The sequence below is a fragment of the Burkholderia latens genome, assembly GCF_902499045.1.
Classification (GTDB): Bacteria; Pseudomonadota; Gammaproteobacteria; order Burkholderiales; family Burkholderiaceae; genus Burkholderia; species Burkholderia latens.
Map to the genome: position 1 here is coordinate 94,059 of NZ_CABVPL010000018.1, position 18,190 is coordinate 112,248.

The following is an 18,190-nucleotide window of genomic DNA, read 5'->3' on the forward strand; positions in this document are numbered from 1 at the left end:
AGACCAGGAGACGCCATGAATCGGGCTTCCAGTACCCTGCTCTGGATCGCGGTCGCGCTGCTCGGCGCGTTCGCGTTCGGGACGATCGCACTCGCGCACGGCGAACGCGTCAGCGCGCTGTGGATCGTGATCGCCGCGGTCTGCGTATATCTGATCGCATATCGCTTCTACAGCCGTTTCATCGCCAGCAATGTCATGCAGCTCGACGGGCTGCGGATGACGCCGGCGGTCAAGTACAACGACGGCCTCGACTACGTGCCGACCAACAAGTACGTGCTGTTCGGCCATCACTTCGCCGCGATCGCGGGCGCCGGGCCGCTCGTCGGCCCCGTGCTCGCCGCGCAGATGGGCTACACGCCCGGCATGCTGTGGATCCTGGCCGGCGTCGTGTTCGCCGGCGCGGTGCAGGACTTCATCGTGCTGTTCATCTCGACGCGCCGCGACGGCCGCTCGCTCGGCGACCTCGTCAAGATGGAACTCGGCACGGTGCCCGGCGTGATCGCGCTGTTCGGCGCGTTCCTGATCATGGTGATCATCCTCGCGGTGCTCGCGCTGATCGTCGTGAAGGCGCTGACGAATTCGCCGTGGGGCACGTTCACCGTCGCCGCGACGATTCCGATCGCGCTGTTCATGGGCGTCTACACGCGCTACATCCGCCCGGGCCGCATCGGTGAAGTGTCGATCATCGGCTTCGTGCTGCTGATGGCGTCGATCGCGTTCGGTCAGACCGTGCACGATTCGCCCGCGCTCGCCGCATGGTTCACGTTCAGCGGCACGCAGCTCACGTGGATCCTGATCGGCTACGGCTTCGTCGCATCGGTGCTGCCGGTGTGGCTGCTGCTCGCGCCGCGCGACTACCTGTCGACGTTCCTGAAGATCGGCACGATCCTCGGCCTCGCGATCGGCATCCTGGTCGTCGCACCGGAACTGAAGATGCCCGCGCTGACGAAGTTCGTCGACGGCACGGGCCCGGTATGGTCGGGCAACCTGTTCCCGTTCCTGTTCATCACGATCGCGTGCGGCGCGGTGTCGGGCTTCCATGCGCTGATCTCGTCGGGCACGACGCCGAAGCTGATCGACAATGAAACCAACGCGCGCTTCATCGGTTACGGCGCGATGCTGATGGAATCGTTCGTCGCGATCATGGCGCTGGTCGCCGCATGCGTGATCGAGCCGGGCATCTACTTCGCGATGAACGCGCCGGCCGCCGTGCTCGGCTCGACGCCCGAAGCGGTCGCGAACACCGTCACGCAATGGGGCTTCGTGCTGACGCCGGACATGCTCACGCAGACGGCGAAGGCCGTCGGCGAAACGACGATCATCGCGCGCGCGGGCGGCGCACCGACGCTGGCCGTCGGCATGGCGCACATCCTGCACCAGGTGATCGGCGGCGAAGCGATGATGGCGTTCTGGTATCACTTCGCGATCCTGTTCGAGGCGCTGTTCATCCTGACGGCCGTCGACGCCGGCACGCGCGCGGGCCGCTTCATGCTGCAGGACCTGCTCGGCACGTTCCACCCGGCGCTCAAGCGCACCGAGTCGTTGCCCGCGAACCTCGTCGCCACCGCGCTGTGCGTGGCTGCGTGGGGCTACTTCCTGTACCAGGGCGTGGTCGACCCGCTCGGCGGCATCAACACGCTGTGGCCGCTGTTCGGCATCTCGAACCAGATGCTCGCCGCGATCGCGCTGGTGCTCGGCACCGTCGTGCTGTTCAAGATGAAGCGCGAGCGCTATGCGTGGGTGACGATCGTGCCGACCGCATGGCTGCTGATCTGCACGCTGACGGCCGGCTGGCAGAAGATCTTCGATGCGAATCCGAAGGTCAGCTTCCTCGCGCACGCCGCGAAGTTGCAGGCTGCAGTGGACGAGGGCAAGGTGCTCGCGCCCGCGAAGTCGATCGCGCAGATGAAGCGGATCATCTTCAACGACTACATCGATGCGGCGCTCGCCGGCCTGTTCATCTTCGTCGTCGTGGCGATCGCGGTGTACGGGCTGCTCGCCGTGCTGCGCGCGCGCCGCGAGTCGAAGCCGACCGTGCGTGAAACGCCGTACGAACCGATGCCGGCCGCGCAGGCGCTCGGCAGCGGACGATAACGGGAGGCCGCGATGTTCACCGATCTCGGCAGCGACCTGCGCAGTGCGGGGCGTTACCTCGGGCAGGCGTTGCGGCTGATGGTCGGCCTGCCCGACTACGACACCTACGTCGCGCACATGCGCGAAACCCATCCGGACCGCGAGCCGATGACGTACGAGGCATTCTTCCGCGAGCGTCAGAACGCGCGGTACGGATCGGGGGCGGGGAAGTGTTGCTGAGCCGGGCTGCTGTGGCTTGACGGTAAGGTCGTCCGGTGATGGACCACGAAGCGCCGCGAAGAGATTCGCGGCGCTTTTTCTTTGGCGATCGCGGCTGCGCTTGACCGGCTTCGGCGCGGCGTGATCGGGCCACCGGTATCATATGGCTCATCGATTTTTCCGATGAATCCGCGCAGGAGAACCCGTCGTGCATGCCGGTGAGCGTTTCAACAGTATTTCCCATCTCGTCGGCGCGGTGTTGTCGGTGGCAGGGCTGGTCGCGCTGGTGACGATGGGCGCGCTCGACCGCGATCCTTACAAGATCGTGAGCTTCAGCGTGTACGGCGCGATGCTGATCCTGCTCTACGCGGTCTCGACGGCTTATCACAGCGTGCGCAATCCGCGGCTGAAGGCGATCCTGCAGAAGTGCGACCATTCGGCGATCTATCTGCTGATCGCGGGCAGCTACACGCCGTTTTCGCTCGTGACGCTGCGCGGCCCGTGGGGCTGGTCGCTGTTCGGCGTGAGCTGGGGGCTCGCCGCATTCGGGATCGCGCAGGAACTCACGCTCGGCCGGCGCACGCGAATCGTATCGATGGTGCTGTACGTGCTGATGGGATGGCTCGCGCTCGTCGCGATTCGTCCGCTGATCCATGCGCTGCCGCCGGTGGGCGCCGTGTGGCTCGTCGCCGGCGGTGTCATCTACAGCGCGGGAATCTACTTCTTCATCAACGACGAGCGTATCCGCCACGGACACGGTATCTGGCATCTGTTCGTGCTGGCCGGCAGCCTGTGCCAGTTCGTCAGTGTCGCGATGTATGTCGCGTGAGCGGCGCGGCGGCGCGGCGAGCGCGTGGCCGCATGCGGCGGCCGTGCGAGCCGGAACGGGCGCGCCGCGTGTGCTTCGCGGTCGTTTGCATCAGCGGCGGCCGGCCGCCGGCATGACGTTGCGCAGCGCGTTGAACCCGACCCACCCCCAGTAGACGCGATGATGCGCGATCAGTCCGTCGCGCAGATCCATCACCTCGACGAGATCGATTTGATCGCCTTCCGGCGTTTCGCGCGGATATTCCCAGGTCAGTTGCCGGCCGTTCGAAAAGAACAGTCCGGTTCGGTGCCAGCGCCCGAGCTTGTTTGCCGGATTGCGCAGCCCGGCCGCGAAGAATTCGGCGATTGCCGCCGTGCCGTGCAGCACGCCCGAGCCGTGATCGGGCAGCGTGACGACGATGAGCGGCGTCTCGAGGATCGCGTCGTCCGCGTAGAGCGACATCAGCGCGTCGAGATCGCGCGCGACGACGGCGGTGTGCCAGTCGTGATGGATGCGTTGCGCATCGGTGTCGGCGTGTGTCATGGCGGGTTCCGGGAAGCGTGAATGACGGAACGACTGTATCGGCGCCATGCCGCCGGACGTTTCATCCCGGGCCGAAACGTGGATGTCGCGCGCGCGGCGGGAACGTGATGGCGTCAGCCGCCAACCGCCAGCCTCTGCGCTCAGCCTCAGCCCCAGCGCTCAGCGCTCAGCCGCCCAGCGCGCCGAGATTCAGCTCATACGACTTGCCGATCCACACTGCGCTGTCGCGATGATCGCGCAACTCGTCGTGCGTATTCGGATGCAGAAAAATGTCGAGCGCGCCGTGATTCAGCACGAGCCACGGCACGATCGTGTCGAACTGCGCGGCGCCGAATGCGATCTGATACGACCACGCCGGATGCGGGCCGACCAGCCGCTCGTGAAAGCGCCCAAGCTCGATGACCGTGCCGAAGCGTGCTTCGACGACGAGACGAAACGCCCAGGCCGCGTCGCGGCTGGCGGCGTCGAAGTAGACGTGTGCGTGCCAACTGTCGATGGCGGAAGTGTCGATGGAGGACATGGCGGAGCTCGAGAACAGGGAAGCGAACGCGTGCGAGCCGCGAGATGCGGCGCGATGCGGCGCGATGCGCAATTATCGCGCGGACTGGTTCGACGCGTCTTGCCGCCCACCGGTCAACCGGTGCCGAAGATTATCGTACGTCAGAGAAACGCGTTCGACCGATGAGACTTTTCCGGCGGACGTGGAGGCTTGCCGCATCCCGCCGGAAAGCCGCGCCAGCCGGAGCTTCGGCGGAAATTGCGGCAGCAATACGTCATTTCAAAAACTGCAAAGGCAATTCGCGGGTCGCGTCGAATCGTCTGCCAAAACGCCATCAGGTAATTGAATGAAATAGAGAAATTCCGGTCGCGCAGCATTGGCGAGCGGCGCGGATCGGACCGCCGGCGTCAGTGCCGAAAATGTCAATTGCGGATTCGGCTATTCAAGCGCACTCCCATGCGACATACGATGGTTACACCGCATCGGCACGGACGATCGATGCGGACACAACCATATGGAGCCCAATATGCGATCCCTCGTTTCCGTTGCCGCGCTCTCCGTCACGCTCGCCGCGCTGCCTGCCGCGAGCTTCGCGCAGTCCGTCGATACCGGGCGGCAGTCGGACGTCGCGCCGCTGAGCTGGTCGGCGGCGCGTGCCGAAACCGGCGTGGAGCTGATGCAGATGACGCGCGCGGGCTTTCGCGCGACGACGGCCGGCGACCAGAACTATCCGCTCGCGATGCAGCGGGCGCTCGAACGCGTGAGGAACCCGGTGCCGGACCGGTCGCGCGAAGAGAAGGCCGCGATGGAAGCGCGCGCGGCCGGCGCCGCGCAAAGCGGACATCCAGTGAAGGCGTTGTTCGTGAAGACCGCGTACTACCTGAAGGGCGAAAACACGTTCTGATGCGGGAGGCGAGCATGGAATGTTCCAACCGATTTCCCCGCGTGCTGCGCGTGTCGCCGGCACTCCGGCGGCTGCCCGGCGCGTATGCGGCGCGGCGGCTGGGCGACGTGCACGACGTCCGGCAGCGCCCGGACGGCAGCCGCGACGCGCGCCGTACCGCCCGCGCATGCCGCATCGCATGGCCGGCGTTCGATGCGGCCGATGGGGCCGCGAGCGAGAGCGGGTCATGAAGGCTGCCCGAAAAGGCCGTCGCCATCCACCGCTGACGCGCGAGTGGCTGCTGCCGTTGCCGCCCGCGCACGTGCGCGACATCTCGCTGAAATGCCACATGGCCCTCGTTGCGCTGCGCGGCGAGCACGGTAGCGAAGCGCTGCTGATGCGGCTGCGCACGAGCGTCTACCTGGTGTTCCTCGCGCTCGACGATGCAGTGTCGCCGGACGCGAGCATCGATCTGTGCGTCGATGCGGAGCGCGCGCTGGACGCGAGTGTCGAGCGCGCGGCGGAAAGCGGCGTATGGACGCTGCACGACGACGAGTGCGCGGTGCTCGAACGGATACTCGCGGCAAACGACGCGTGCGTCGCGACGCTCACGCGGCATCGGCTCGCGGAGCTGTGGCGCCACGTCTGCACGTTCGCGTCGGCTGAACAGCCGGCGTTGGTCGCGCAAGCCGCGGCGAAGATGCGGGCGCCGGCCGCGCTGCATTGAGCGGCAGCGGTACGACCCGCCCGCGGCCCATGTTTCATACGTGTCCAATTTCGCAACGCAGACACTCGCCGTCTAATGTCATCCGGAAACCGAGCGGTTTCGGCCGGTGACGTTCCATCGTCGCGTTTGCGGCGGTGTCGCGTGTCGGCGCGAACGCATTCGATTCGGTCAGGAGGAGCGATGGCGCTATACAGGATCGGCGGCTACTTCACGTGCGGAAGCGGCCGCGCATTCAGCGAGAACCTGCCGCCCGGCAGAGAGGTGACGGTCGCGGGCATCTACCGCTGCACCGTATGCGGCAACGAAATCGGCATTGCGAAGGGGCAGCGGCTGCCGTCCGACGAAGCGCATCACCACGACGTCGATCCGCCGTCGGATCCGTTGCTCGATCCCGGCCCGGCCGCATGGCAACTGATCGCGGCGGCGGAGTCGAGGCACTGAGCGTACGCATTCCGTGCGCGAGCGCGCCGCATCGCTCGTCGACGCCGGACAAAACGAAAGCGCCACGGAGCCAATGAACTCCGTGGCGCTTTTCAGCTGCCTGCGTGCGCGAGGCGGGAACCCCCCGCGCGGCGAAACCCGCTCAGGCCGCCGCTGCCGGCTTCGCCGGCTTCTGCAGCTTGCCCTTGCCGGCGCGCTGGATTTCCTCGAGCTTGATCTCGACGTGGCGCGAGAACACGTACTCGGCCGGGCGCTGGTTAGCGATCGAGATGTCCGGTGCGAACGGGCCGTCGGTCTTGATGCCCTTCTTGCTGACGCGCAGCGCCTTCAGCGGATGCGCGATCGTGTCCATCACGGCGGTGGCTTCGAAGCCGCAGTGGACCATGCAGTCCGCGCACTTCTCGTAGTTGCCGACGCCGTAGTTGTCCCAGTTCGTGTCTTCCATCAGTTCCTTGAAGGTCTTCACGTAACCTTCGCCGACCAGATAGCACGGCTTCTGCCACCCGAACACGGTACGCGCGGGGTTGCCCCACGGCGTGCACTTGTACGTCTGGTTGCCGGCCAGGAAGTCGAGGAACAGCGACGACTGGCTGAACGACCAGCGCTTGCCGCCTTCGCCGCGCTTCAGGATCTCGCGGAACAGGTTCTTCGTCTTGTCGCGGTTCAGGAAGTGCTGCTGATCCGGCGCGCGCTCGTATGCATAGCCCGGCGACACGGTGATGCCGTCGACGCCGATCGGCTTCAGCGTATCGAAGAACTTCGCGACGCGCTCGGGGATCGCATCGTTGAACAGCGTGCAGTTGATGTTCACGCGGAAGCCGCGGCGCTTCGCTTCCTTGATCGCCGCGACGGCCTTGTCGTACACGCCTTCCTGCGACACCGAATGGTCGTGCATTTCCTTGTCGCCGTCGAGGTGGACCGACCACACGAAGTACGGATTCGGCTCGTAGTCGTCCATCTTCTTTTCCATCAGGAGCGCGTTCGTGCACAGGTACACGAATTTCTTGCGCTTCATGATGCCCTTGACGATCTCCGGCATCTCCTTGTGGAGCAGCGGCTCGCCGCCGGCGATCGACACGATCGGCGCGCCGCATTCGTCGACGGCTTCCAGGCATTCCTGGACGGACAGGCGCTGGTTCAGGATCGGGTCCGGATAGTCGATCTTGCCGCAGCCGTTACACGCGAGGTTGCAGCGGAACAGCGGCTCGAGCATCAGCGCGAGCGGGTAGCGTTTGTTGCCGGACAGGTGTTGGCGCATGATGTATGCGCCGACGCGGACTTGCTGGAGCAGCGGAATAGACAAGAGATGTCCTCCTTAAACTTCGCGGGCGACAGCTTGCGTAAGCTTCGCCGGCAACTTGAATTCGACTTTTTCTTCACGGCCCGCCATCGTCGTGACCTCGACGGGCCCCAGCGCGCGCAGCGCGCCGATCACATCCTCAACCATTTCCTCGGGTGCCGACGCGCCGGCGGTCAGGCCGACCGTCTGCACGCCCGCGAACCATTCGGCCTTCACTTCCGAGCCGTCGGCGACCAGATAGCTCGGCACGCCGCTTTCGGTGCCGATCTCGCGCAGGCGGTTCGAGTTCGAGCTGTTCGTCGCACCGACGACCAGCAGCACGTCGACCTGGCCGCTCAACTCGCGCACGGCGGCCTGGCGGTTCTGCGTCGCGTAGCAGATGTCGCGCGTGTCCGGGCCGACGATGTCGGTGAACCGGCGCTGCAGCGCTTCGATGATGCCGCGCGTGTCGTCGACCGACAGCGTCGTTTGCGTCACGTACGCAACCGGTGTATCGACCGGCAGCGTCAGCGTATCGACTTCGGCCTCGCTCTGCACGAGGATCACCTCGGCCGGGATCTGGCCGATCGTGCCCTCGACTTCCGGATGGCCGGCATGGCCGATCAGGATCAGCCGGCGGCCCGCCGCGACGTACTGGCGGCCCTGCACGTGCACTTTCGTGACGAGCGGGCAGGTGGCGTCCAGCACGTCGAGCCCGCGCGTTTGAGCGTCGCGTTCGACCGTCTGGGCGACACCGTGCGCGCTGAAGATCGCGACAGCGCCGTGCGGCACCTCGTCGAGTTCCTCAACGAATCGTGCCCCTTTATTACGCAGATTTTCGACGACATGCCGGTTATGCACGATCTCGTGACGCACATAGACCGGCGCGCCGTGCTGTTGCAGCGCGCGATCGACGATCTCGATCGCACGGACAACCCCCGCACAAAAGCCGCGGGGCTGGGCAAGGATGACTCGCATAAGTGAGCGAACTCCGACGACAGACGCCGAGGTTCGAGGAGCTGGCACAGCTCGCTCGCCCCGGCTTGATGTTATGAAGGCAGGAACGAACCGGCCAGGCCAGGCCCCGGAACCCCGAATTAATCGCGCATTTTAACCCTATCGCGCCGTCCTTGCTCTGGTGCTGTTTCGGCGTGTTGCATTCGGCGCAGACACGCGTCGGCGCTCGCGTGCGCGGAACCCGGTAAACTGCGCGGTTTCGCGGGCAGCCCGTCCGGCCGCCCGGCATCGCGCTCATTTCAAGGCCATTCGATGACCGTCGATTCTTACGCGTATTGCCCTGCCGCGCATGCGGTTCTGGGTGTTTTAAATCCGACCCTTATTGAAACCGCACCCGGCGGCGCCCGATCCGGCGTCGCGCGTCCCGGTATCCGGCAGGAGGCCTGCCGATGATGCTTGCCCTTACCTTCCTGGTGTCCGGCCTGTCGTTGCTGATCTGGATCGTGTTGCTCGTCGCGCGCGGCGGCTTCTGGCGCGCGCGGCCGGCGGGCACGTTGCCGCCGCAGGCGCGCGGTGCCGCCGCCGAGGCCGGCTGGCCGGCGGTCGTTGCCGTCGTGCCGGCGCGCAACGAGGTCGACGTGATCGGCGACGCGGCAAAGTCGCTGCTCGAGCAGGACTATCCGGGCGAGTTTCACCTGATCATCGTCGACGACCACAGCGACGACGGCACCGCCGACGCCGCCCGCGCGGCCGCGCTTGCGATCAACCGCGCCGACCGCCTGACGGTGCTGTCGGCGAAGCCGCTGCCGGCCGGGTGGTCGGGGAAGGTATGGGCGCAGTCGCAGGGCATCGCGGCGGTGCGCACGCTCGGGCTGCCGGCCGACTACCTGCTGCTGACGGATGCCGACATCGGCCACCCGCCCGACGCGGTGACTCAGCTCGTCACGCGCGCGCAGGCCGAACAGCGCGATCTCGTGTCGCTGATGGTGCGGCTGCGCTGCGATTCGTTCTGGGAAAAGGCGCTGATCCCGGCGTTCGTGTTCTTCTTCGCGAAGCTTTACCCGTTCTCGTGGATCAACAATCCGCGCAACCGGACGGCCGGCGCCGCAGGCGGCTGCATGCTGGTCAAGCGCAGCGCGCTCGACGAGGCGGGCGGCATCGAGTCGATTCGCGGCGCGCTGATCGACGACTGCAGCCTCGCCGCGCAGATCAAGCATCGCGGCAGCGGCCGGCATCCGATCCGGCTCGACCTGGCCGAGCGCAGCGTGTCGCTGCGTCCGTACGACAGCTGGCGCGACATCTGGAACATGATCGCGCGCACCGCGTTCACGCAGTTGCACTATTCGCCGCTGCTGCTCGCCGGCACGCTGCTCGGAATGACGATCATCTATCTCGTGCCGCCGGTGGCCGCGCTCGCGTACGGCGCGCGCGCATGGCCGGCGTGGCTCGCGTGGGCGTCGATGTGCACGGCGTATGCGCCGATGCTGCGCTATTACCGCCGCTCGCCGCTGTGGGCACCCGCGCTGCCGCTCGTCGCGCTGTTCTACGTCGGCGCGACGTTCGCGTCCGCGTGGCGCTACTGGCGCGGCAAGGGCGGTCAGTGGAAGGCGCGCGTGCAGGCGCCGGTGGAGCGCTGAGCGTGTCCCGGCAGGTTGCCTTCCGGTAACCGGAAAGTGAACAGCCCGATTGGTGCGAACCGGTCGGGCTGTTTCGTTTTCGGCAAGGTGGCGGATTGCATCATGCCGTCGCTCAGACGGAGTGCGGGGATCGAGATGACTGTCGTTGCAAGTTGTGTCTTGCCGTCGGGGTAGAACGAGAGTTCAAATAGCGCCCCTTGATTCACGGACACCATGCGAGCCTCATGCAGCCATCAACAGACGGAGCTGTGCAGCGGTCATACGGCGTTTCTGTCGCATCACGTCGAATACGAATGAGAGAGATCAGGTGACGCCGAATCCCGACATGCTAGATCGCAGCGTTGCTCCGCATGTCGTTTTATGCCCATCGAACGCTACCGGACGACCTTCAACAACGAAATTCGGGTCACCTTCGGCGATCACACATACCTGATGTCCCTCGATCGGGCAGATACAAGGGTCGCCCTTACGTGCGACCGCCTTTCCGTCTACGTCGAAATTTGACGCCCCGCCCAGCACTTGTCCGCCATGGTCTGTTGCATCACCTACTCGAATAACGTTGCGCATCGGTCGTCGTTCTCCGTCACCCTTGCGGAGGGAGGGTACCCGTACCCATCGCGTCAGGCGGCGCAGCGTCGTCAATAGCCACAAGCGTCCACGTTGTCGGTACGCTGTGCTTGGACTCCCGACCCAACATGCGATCTAGAATGCCAGGCTGATTCAATATTTCGATTGATGGCATGACCGTCCCGAGTTCGAAGTATTGACGGCGACTGCCGACGACAGAAAGCCCATTCGCTTCGGGACATGTCCACCAGCCGCTCTGCGGACAAACTGCTCCCGTCCGAACGATGGTATTCAATGGAACTGGCGGCGTTCCCGCTTCGCCTACCTGATCATCGCCAGATGTTGGGCGTAGTCGCACCGAATTCACAATTGATTCGAATAGCTTGATTGCCTGTTCCTCGGTCAAGCCGGGTCGTTGGTCGGCGCGAGTCGTCAATTCGACTGAAAGCGTCGGCTTCAGTGGCGCCAAGTGTTCACCCTGCGCCTCCCAGTGGAACTGATAAGCGCGGAAGCCCGCATCCGTGGGTAGCGACCACAAGCCCTCCTCCCCCTTACGCCCGTTCACGTCATGTTCGCCACGTTGCAACGTGCGAATGCCAGACACCAGCGATTTCAGCGCCCCCGGTGCTACGCCGCTATCCACCCGCTGTAGCAAGGTCTTTTCGTCCGGCTTTGCCGTCATTGTCGCAACGTGTATCAGCAAACCAGGTGAATTCGACAACTCGAATGTAGCTGACGCAATCTCATGCTGCGGCGATTGACCGTCATCGGCAAAGAAGCCGTCTCGAATGCAGAATCCCGATGGCTTGGGAATCTCGTCGGGCTGCCGACCGCGAAGGCTGGGTAAAAGCTTGGTCTGCAGTTTGGCAATAACATCCGCATAATTTTTTGAATCGATAGCTTCAATATCCATGAAAAACGTTCGGCCGCCGATCCATTTATATGCCTCGAACCCTTCGATTTTTGTGCCATACAAAACCGTCGATTTGAGGAGAATTTTGCTTGCGTCGCCGACGTCGATGGCGCGATCGAACTTCAGGTCGCTCTTGTCTTTTGCTTTCTTTAGTCCAGATTCCCTGCTAAGCATTCTCTTTTGGAATGCTTCGAGGCTTGGATATCGTGTGTTTGTTTGAACTGGGCCAAACATATATTCGCCCATCTGTGCGGATAGCGTCATATTTGCCGGAACATCGACAAGATATCGCCCCACACAGTATGTTTTCGATTCGTTCATGTTCGATTCGCCAGCCATGCAAGTCACGGAAAAAAATACAAATATCGATGCTATTAGTCGCTGCACCTTCATTCGCCTCCTTGAGTGGATGCACCAGACTGCTGAACTGGCGGCGCAAGCTGTACAATCTTCGCGATGCACCATAGCACACACTCGCGCACGGATTCATTGTTGTATGACATCTGATGGTCGAAACCCGACATCCGGAACGTGATGGGCTTAGAGTCGCCTTTTGCGATCATATTACCCGAGTCAAAGGGAACGGTCCCATCACCGGAAAATTCCACGTCACCCGTTTGTCCATCCTTAGGGGGGTGTGGAGCATTCTCCAGTTTGAATACGGATTTTTGATGGCCAAATCTCAAAACTGATTGTCCAAATAAATCGAAATCATTTGTTTTTATCGTAGGAAGTTGCCATTCAAATTCTGCTCCAATGTCATCTCTCGTGGACCATGTGATGCGACCAAATGCCACCTGATTCTTATCGGCGCCGTAATATGCATATGTGGTAGGGTGGCAGTATAGTTGCAAGTTGTCGTGAAATTTTTCTGCTCGACCGATGGCTAGTTTGTAGAATTGAATGTCATCTGATATTTTGTCCTTATCGAGGCCGGCCGGATTTATGAGGTCAGCATTCACCATTCCCCACCATACGTCTTTTACTGTTTTTGAGTATATTTCGCTGTAAGGATCGGACAGGGGGAGCGATGGCATCGCATCAGCTTTCTTTTCATTTACGTGGCGCGTGAATTTAAGCCAGCCTGCAGGGAAATTCTTCGTTGGTAATAGTTCCAGAGGGCCGGATGAGTTTCCCATCACGCATACAATATCGGCCGCACTCCACCCCATGATCTCCGCGACCAATGCACCTTCGATGTTGAATTTCCCATTGACTTCTGTGCCGGCGCGAAACCGTCGATACACGACAGGTGCGCCGCCTACTGGTTGCACTCCATGCACGATGCCTAGAATTGTTGTTGGGCCGGCGTTGCCTGTGGCAGGGGCTACATCGTCGGAAGCTTGTTGTTCGCCAGGGGTGCGGTACGAGACGTCAGCCTGTTCGGGTGCTTCACTGCTTGAAGCGTCGTCGTTGTCTGAGGAGGCGTTGTCGGACGTGCCCGCAAGTTTCTGTGCCGCGCGGCGTGCAACGAGTCCGCCCATAGAATGGGTAACGACGATGACTTTGCCGGTGGAAATCCAATAAGAGCCCTTTTTGTAGTATTCGACGGCTTCGTTGATGCGTTTAATAAGTTGATCCGCAGACGCCTCATTCGAGGCAAGCAGTTGTAACCGCACACCCACACCGGATAGTAGTACTGCGACACGCGCGAGAATTCATCGGCTGCAATCGGATCGATTGTCACGCCTTGCGGGCCCCACTCGGGACGAACGTCGATCTTTCGATCCTTTACGATTCGTTGGAGTGTCTGTGCTACTTGCCACACCTCCTTTGGCTTTTGCGCGTCCGAAGGTAGCTCGGGTTCAATGAACGGTTCGTTCAGCGCGTATTCAAGTGCTGCAAGGATTCCGCCATAGCTGTCAAAATGAATTTCTCCCCACCCTCTACGTTTCGCCTCGTCATTCGTCAACGAGAATAAATAGCGCGGTATGCTGACTTTTCCCCGGTTGTCGACTTTCACGCGATCCGGGCCGATTTGCATCTGTCTCGCTGCGGCGCTTTGACGTAGTCGTCGGAACCACTCCCCGAGGCCAGCCATCTTGCCATTCGGCGGGCTCCATGCAGGCTCGCCCGGCTTGGTCGCTTTGTCGTTTCCACAGAGATTCGTTCCCATGATGCCAGGCACGAAAATCACCGGAATGACGTGTCGCGGCGGCAGTTTGCCGAGCGCGCACACTTTGAACGATTCCGGACTCGTAACGCTGTCAAAGTACGGGTTGCCGTTCACGTCGAACCGAAGTGCGACGCGACGATACGCTTGTTTCACTCCGCACTCGGAATTATCGTTTGCAGTTCCAACGGTAGCCATTTCTATTGATCGTATCTTGTGTTCAGTCAACCGGCACGAATTTAATCGGACGAATCTCGCTATCGTCCGCAATTAGCGCGTGCGTGCCATCGGCCGCCAGCTTTCCTTGATCACGTACGCCACCGACATCGTCTATGACCTTGTGCGCGAGCCCGACATGCGGCTTTCCGTCTGGCCCGACCACCTTAAACCGTTCATCTGTCTTCATGGATGACGTTGGCATGTTCGGTAGGTCGGCCGTGCCGCCACCGCCCGTGACAGCCTGAAAGCCGCTCGATTCAATTCGATGCTCGCCTGTTGACGACTGGACGATTTTCCCATTCGCAATTTTTATCACCGCGCCGTTGGTTCGCAGTTCCAGTTCCGGTGCTTCCAGAACCAGTTTTTCTAGCGAGTAAATATGCAAGCGCTCGGACGTGCCGATTTCGCCCTTGCCTTGATGCGCTTGAATGGTCAGGTCACCCGATCCCACCATGAGCTTCATTCCGGCTTTGGCGAATGCGGATAACCCCTGCGCAGCGCGCATCAGAATGCGACGGCCGGCGCTGATATTCGCGTCCTGTGCGGCCACTGATTCAACATGCCCGCCTGCGACGGTCAGAACGTTTGCCGGACTGGACATCGCGATACCATCCGGCGCAGTAACCCCGATCGCCGCCACTCCGCCGTCGTCTGCCCATTCTCGAATGCCGTTCGTCAACTTTTCTTGCGGTCCGGTATCGGTCTCGTAAGCATCATGCGTCGATGACAGTTCACTCAGCCTTTTCGCGATAGATAGCGCCAGTTCCAACTGACCGGTCAATTCCGCTCGATCCAGCACGCGCCCGCTTGCATTGTTGCGAGCGTCCGCGGAAAGCAGCATCCCTCGCGCGGCTCGAATCGCTCCGGATAGATCGGTGCGAAGTTCAAAGCCTTCGCCGCGCTTTTCCGATGCACCCTTGTCGCGAGGATGGCCGATCCAGCCCTGATTGAGCTGAGTTTTGCCGTGTTCGGACGATAGCTTGGTCTTTGTCTGTGCAGTCGTATCATCAAATTGCAGTTCGCCATACCCGGAACCGCCGATTTCCTTTGACCGGATGCCGTACAGCGGCGCGTTGTCCGGCAGATTTCCCGCGCTGGCGAACTGCACCGGCGCATGTCGTGCGTCGAACATGTTTGCGACGACGATCGGCTTATCCGGATCGTTCTGCATGAATAGAACGAGAACCTCGGAACCGACACGCGGCCAGAACGCCGTTCCGGATTGTGCATCCGCCCATGGTTGCGCGACGCGTACACGTGCGGAATCGCGTGGTGTGCCGCTTGCGCCGCTATCGCGATGATCGTCTCGTCGAGCAAACAGGAATTGAACACATATGCGTCCTTGTTCGTCGACATCGACTTCGCCGTTTCCGACCACGCGCGCACTGATGGGGCCGACAGATGGTACGCAGGACGCGTCCCACATCGGGACGATATGCGTCGATGCACGAACACACTCGAAGCGATTGACGATCGGGCTATCTTCCTCGATTTCGAACTTCCCTTTCCCAGGAGAGTTCGGAAGAAGGCTGTTCCGCACGCGTGTTTCCACGTGCGTCAACACGAATCGACGCTCTTCGGCTGAATGCCTGTCGATTTCCGGATGGCCGACCATCGAAAAGACCGTGCCTGCGCCACCCACGAACGCACGGACGACACTTTGGCCGGCAAAATGCTTCGCCCCTTGGGAAACTGCAAGTTGGCGACGCTGCATAACCTGTTCGTAGTGGTCTGCATTTTCCGCGATGTGCGGCGAGTCGTACCAATATTGGGTCAGCGTTGCGGCTAGGGCTTTGCCATGTTCGCCTTGGTCCTGTGATGGCGTGGCGTCGAGTTGTTTGACACCGGCGGTTTGATAATCATGGGATGCGGCGTATATAGTACCGGGGGCAAGTTCTCTATATGCTTCCCACGCAAAAATCGTGTCGTTCGGCTCCGTTGCATCAGCTCGATTGAAGCGTACAAGTCCGGCCGGGTTTGCCTTCCACGCGTCGTTTTTATCAACAAGGTGCAACGTGTGAATAGGGGCGCCGTATTCGATCTCATGTGTGAAGTACCAACTAATGCCTTCGCGACGCCATAAGCGAGTCAGAAATGCGAGATCGCTTTCCTTCGCCTGCATCGTGAATCCCCGATTTGGGTAGGTGCCAAGCGCGCTCGTATCGAGTCGAAACGCTGCACCGATGATCTGATTGCCGGTCGTGTGCTCTTGAATGATCGTGTGTGAAATATCGACGACGGATGCATCGCGAAATACACGCCACGTCACGCGTCGATCCAGCAACGAAAGCGCATCGGCGCACACGAATTCGTAAAGGACAAAGCCACCATCGGCAGCGAGTTGGCGTGTTTCACAAACGATTGCGCAAATAGTGCGTTCAGTGCCTGCGATGTCGCCTACCTAGAACGCCACCGGCGCGCCAATGAATGTCTTCAGTGGCATCGAGATATCGCTAGACAGCGCTTGCAGGGTCACCTTGAGCGGTTGACAAATACCTTCGCTTGCAGTGAGTTGATGTGGCAAGACGGAATCACCTGGCAGACCCATTGATGACGCAAACTGCACTCGCAGTAACCGACGGGATTGCGTAAAGCCGGACAGTAGTCTTTCAAAATTCTGAAACTGCGCCGCTACTACGCGGACAAGTTCTGTTGGATTCATTGTTATTTATGCTCTCAGGTCTCGACGGTCGCCCACGCCTTGCAACTTACCCCGCTTGCCGACCGCTGGTTCAATCTTACGGTGATGCAGTCATGTATCTGGAAGATTGCAAAGCCAGTCGTCACACTGCCGAAAGTTCGACATTACGAACTACGTTGGCAACTGTCAATCGAGCTATTCGTAATCCTGTCAGCTTTGACAGATGTGCCGCGACTGAAATCAAACTTGTCCTATTAATGCGCTTGGAAATTAGATTGTGAAATGTTGTCAAGCGCCGCCACGCGATGTGATCTGTTGGAAGGTCCGCGATTTCCAACGGCCCGTCATCCAATCAGCGGCTGACAGGCGCTTTAGCCCATGGATTTCCCGCGCGGTTTCGCACCATGAAAAACACCCCAAGGATTGGACTAGATAATCCAATTTTGGGGTGCGTTCGGTCGGTGCGAGCCGGTCGGGCCGTTTACGGTTTACATGGCGGAGGGGCCGCGCGCTTACCGCTGCGTCAGCATCATGTACATCTGGATCACGACGTCCGGCGAGAACGTGAACGGCACCCAGCCGTAGCCGGTGTGGCGCGCGACCAGCAGGCGATCGCCGTTCGACTGTTTCTGCACGGCCATCATCGGGTTCTTCGTCGTCACGAAGCGCCAGCCGGCCGGAATGCCCGGCGGCGGTTCCGGCTGCATCGACGCGCGCGCATGCGCGAGTTCTTCGATCAGCTGGCCCAGTTGTTCAGGATGCAGCGTGATCGATTGTCCGTTGATGCTCAGCGTCAGCTCGTTCTGCGACGGGCGCGCGACGTGCAGCGTCGACTTTTCGGCCGGCGCGTTCGCTGCTTCGGCGGCCGGGGCGAGTTCGATCGCGGTGTCGATATCGGCGGCGGTCGTCGCGACGACGTCGGTGATCGTGTCGCCCGCCGCTGGCGCGACTTCTTCGGCCGTTGCCGGCTCGGCGACGGCCGCCGCCGGCTCGGCCGCGTGCTCGGCAGCCGTCGCGGCCACGTCGGTCGCGACGGCCGTCGCGGCGTCCTTCACGACCGCTTCGACCAGCGCTTCCGCGTCGGCGATCGCCTTCGCGTGGCGCTCGGCCGCCGCTTCGGCCTGCGCGATCGCATCCGCGTGACGCTGCTTGACGGCTTCGGCCTCCGCGGTCGCGTCCGCGTGGCGTCGCGCGGCGGCTTCGGCTTGCGCGATCGCTTCGGTGTGACGCTGCGTGATCGCTTCGGCTTCGGCGGTCGCTTCGGCGTGGCGCTTGGCAGCCGCCTCCGCGTCGGCGATCGCCTGCATATGACGCTGCGCGAGCGCTTCGGCTTCGGCGATCGCGGCAGCGTGGCGCTGCGTCGCGGCTTCTGCTTCGGCAGTCGCTTCCGCGTGGCGCTTCGCGGCGGCCTCCGCCGCAGCCGCCGCTGCCGCATGGCGCTGCGCGGCCGCGTCGGCCTCGACGGCGGCGGCGTGATGACGTTGCGCGGCGGCCTCGGCTTCCGCGATCGCCGCGGCATGGCGCTGCGACGCGGCTTCGGCATCGGCGTGACGCTGCGCGAGCGCTTCGGTCAGCGCGGTCGCTTCGGCGTGCCGCTGGACCGCGGCCTCGGCTTGCGCGGCGGCTTCGTTGTGGCGTTGGGCGGCGGCTTCGGCCGCGGCGGTGGCATCC

The 18,190-nt window shown here is 62.2% G+C and carries 19 protein-coding genes; 8 read left to right on the plus strand and 11 right to left on the minus strand.

The features are described 5' to 3' along the window. The first annotated feature begins 15 nt into the window (after positions 1-15). From BSE24067_RS14975 to trhA, 3 genes are all read left to right on the plus strand, one after another. Entirely contained in the window at positions 16-2,094 is a 2,079-nt protein-coding gene (locus tag BSE24067_RS14975) for a carbon starvation CstA family protein (protein WP_151063890.1), read from the plus strand. 12 nt (positions 2,095-2,106) lie between these two features. Next, positions 2,107-2,313 (plus strand): YbdD/YjiX family protein, encoded by a 207-nt coding sequence (locus tag BSE24067_RS14980; RefSeq protein WP_059598899.1) that lies wholly within the window; start codon positions 2,107-2,109, stop codon positions 2,311-2,313. A gap of 187 nt (positions 2,314-2,500) precedes the next feature. After that, on the plus strand, positions 2,501-3,121 hold the full coding sequence (gene trhA, locus BSE24067_RS14985; protein ID WP_151063889.1) for a PAQR family membrane homeostasis protein TrhA: 621 nt from the start codon (positions 2,501-2,503) through the stop codon (positions 3,119-3,121). Between the two features lie 90 nt (positions 3,122-3,211). Here the strand turns inward: trhA and BSE24067_RS14990 are convergent, their stop codons facing one another. Continuing rightward, the gene (locus BSE24067_RS14990; protein WP_151063888.1) at positions 3,212-3,643 is read right to left on the minus strand and encodes a nuclear transport factor 2 family protein; all 432 of its coding nucleotides are present in this window, start codon (positions 3,641-3,643) and stop codon (positions 3,212-3,214) included. Between the two features lie 166 nt (positions 3,644-3,809). Then, the gene (locus BSE24067_RS14995; RefSeq protein WP_151063887.1) at positions 3,810-4,163 is read right to left on the minus strand and encodes a DOPA 4,5-dioxygenase family protein; all 354 of its coding nucleotides are present in this window, start codon (positions 4,161-4,163) and stop codon (positions 3,810-3,812) included. 505 nt (positions 4,164-4,668) lie between these two features. Between BSE24067_RS14995 and BSE24067_RS15000 the strand changes: the two genes are divergently transcribed. The 4 genes from BSE24067_RS15000 (at position 4,669) to BSE24067_RS15015 (ending at position 6,193) form a co-directional block, all read left to right on the plus strand. Beyond that, on the plus strand, positions 4,669-5,046 hold the full coding sequence (locus tag BSE24067_RS15000; protein WP_151063886.1) for a hypothetical protein: 378 nt from the start codon (positions 4,669-4,671) through the stop codon (positions 5,044-5,046). A gap of 14 nt (positions 5,047-5,060) precedes the next feature. After that, positions 5,061-5,276, plus strand: a complete 216-nt coding sequence (locus BSE24067_RS15005) for a hypothetical protein (RefSeq protein WP_151063885.1) — start codon at positions 5,061-5,063, stop codon at positions 5,274-5,276. Then, on the plus strand, positions 5,273-5,752 hold the full coding sequence (locus BSE24067_RS15010; protein WP_151063884.1) for a hypothetical protein: 480 nt from the start codon (positions 5,273-5,275) through the stop codon (positions 5,750-5,752). The genes BSE24067_RS15005 and BSE24067_RS15010 overlap by 4 nt, the downstream gene beginning before the upstream one ends. A 180-nt stretch (positions 5,753-5,932) precedes the next feature. Continuing rightward, positions 5,933-6,193: a hypothetical protein gene (locus BSE24067_RS15015; protein WP_151063883.1), complete on the plus strand. Its 261-nt coding sequence runs from the start codon at positions 5,933-5,935 to the stop codon at positions 6,191-6,193. A gap of 142 nt (positions 6,194-6,335) precedes the next feature. Here BSE24067_RS15015 and hpnH read toward each other — a convergent pair whose 3' ends face one another. Continuing rightward, a complete protein-coding gene (gene hpnH, locus BSE24067_RS15020) occupies positions 6,336-7,496 on the minus strand; it encodes an adenosyl-hopene transferase HpnH (RefSeq protein WP_040138877.1) in 1,161 nt (386 codons plus the stop codon). Between the two features lie 12 nt (positions 7,497-7,508). Beyond that, positions 7,509-8,450, minus strand: coding sequence for a 4-hydroxy-3-methylbut-2-enyl diphosphate reductase (gene ispH / locus BSE24067_RS15025; protein ID WP_151063882.1), 942 nt, complete (start codon positions 8,448-8,450; stop codon positions 7,509-7,511). 428 nt (positions 8,451-8,878) lie between these two features. On the opposite strand from ispH, the gene BSE24067_RS15030 reads away from it, so the two are divergent. Next, positions 8,879-10,066 carry a glycosyltransferase gene (locus tag BSE24067_RS15030; RefSeq protein WP_151063881.1) on the plus strand — a complete coding sequence of 396 codons (1,188 nt, stop codon included), beginning with the start codon at positions 8,879-8,881 and terminating at the stop codon, positions 10,064-10,066. On the opposite strand, the gene BSE24067_RS15035 is transcribed toward BSE24067_RS15030, so the two are convergent. From BSE24067_RS15035 to BSE24067_RS15065, 7 genes are all read right to left on the minus strand, one after another. Continuing rightward, on the minus strand, positions 10,027-10,281 hold the full coding sequence (locus BSE24067_RS15035) for a hypothetical protein (RefSeq protein WP_151063880.1): 255 nt from the start codon (positions 10,279-10,281) through the stop codon (positions 10,027-10,029). The two genes, BSE24067_RS15030 and BSE24067_RS15035, sit on opposite strands and share 40 nt — an antisense overlap. Before the next feature lie 88 nt (positions 10,282-10,369). Then, the gene (locus BSE24067_RS15040) at positions 10,370-10,633 is read right to left on the minus strand and encodes a PAAR domain-containing protein (RefSeq protein WP_151063879.1); all 264 of its coding nucleotides are present in this window, start codon (positions 10,631-10,633) and stop codon (positions 10,370-10,372) included. 16 nt (positions 10,634-10,649) lie between these two features. Continuing rightward, a complete protein-coding gene (locus BSE24067_RS15045) occupies positions 10,650-11,867 on the minus strand; it encodes a T6SS immunity protein Tli4 family protein (RefSeq protein WP_151063878.1) in 1,218 nt (405 codons plus the stop codon). Between the two features lie 68 nt (positions 11,868-11,935). Continuing rightward, positions 11,936-13,165 (minus strand): esterase/lipase family protein, encoded by a 1,230-nt coding sequence (locus BSE24067_RS15050; protein WP_151063877.1) that lies wholly within the window; start codon positions 13,163-13,165, stop codon positions 11,936-11,938. Between the two features lie 714 nt (positions 13,166-13,879). Next, entirely contained in the window at positions 13,880-16,270 is a 2,391-nt protein-coding gene (locus BSE24067_RS15055; RefSeq protein ID WP_279612900.1) for a type VI secretion system Vgr family protein, read from the minus strand. A 9-nt stretch (positions 16,271-16,279) separates the two neighbouring features. Then, positions 16,280-16,540 carry a hypothetical protein gene (locus BSE24067_RS15060; protein ID WP_174904791.1) on the minus strand — a complete coding sequence of 87 codons (261 nt, stop codon included), beginning with the start codon at positions 16,538-16,540 and terminating at the stop codon, positions 16,280-16,282. A gap of 491 nt (positions 16,541-17,031) precedes the next feature. Then, a partial coding sequence (locus BSE24067_RS15065) for a phage tail protein (protein ID WP_174904792.1) occupies positions 17,032-18,190 on the minus strand: 1,159 nt, incomplete at its 5' end.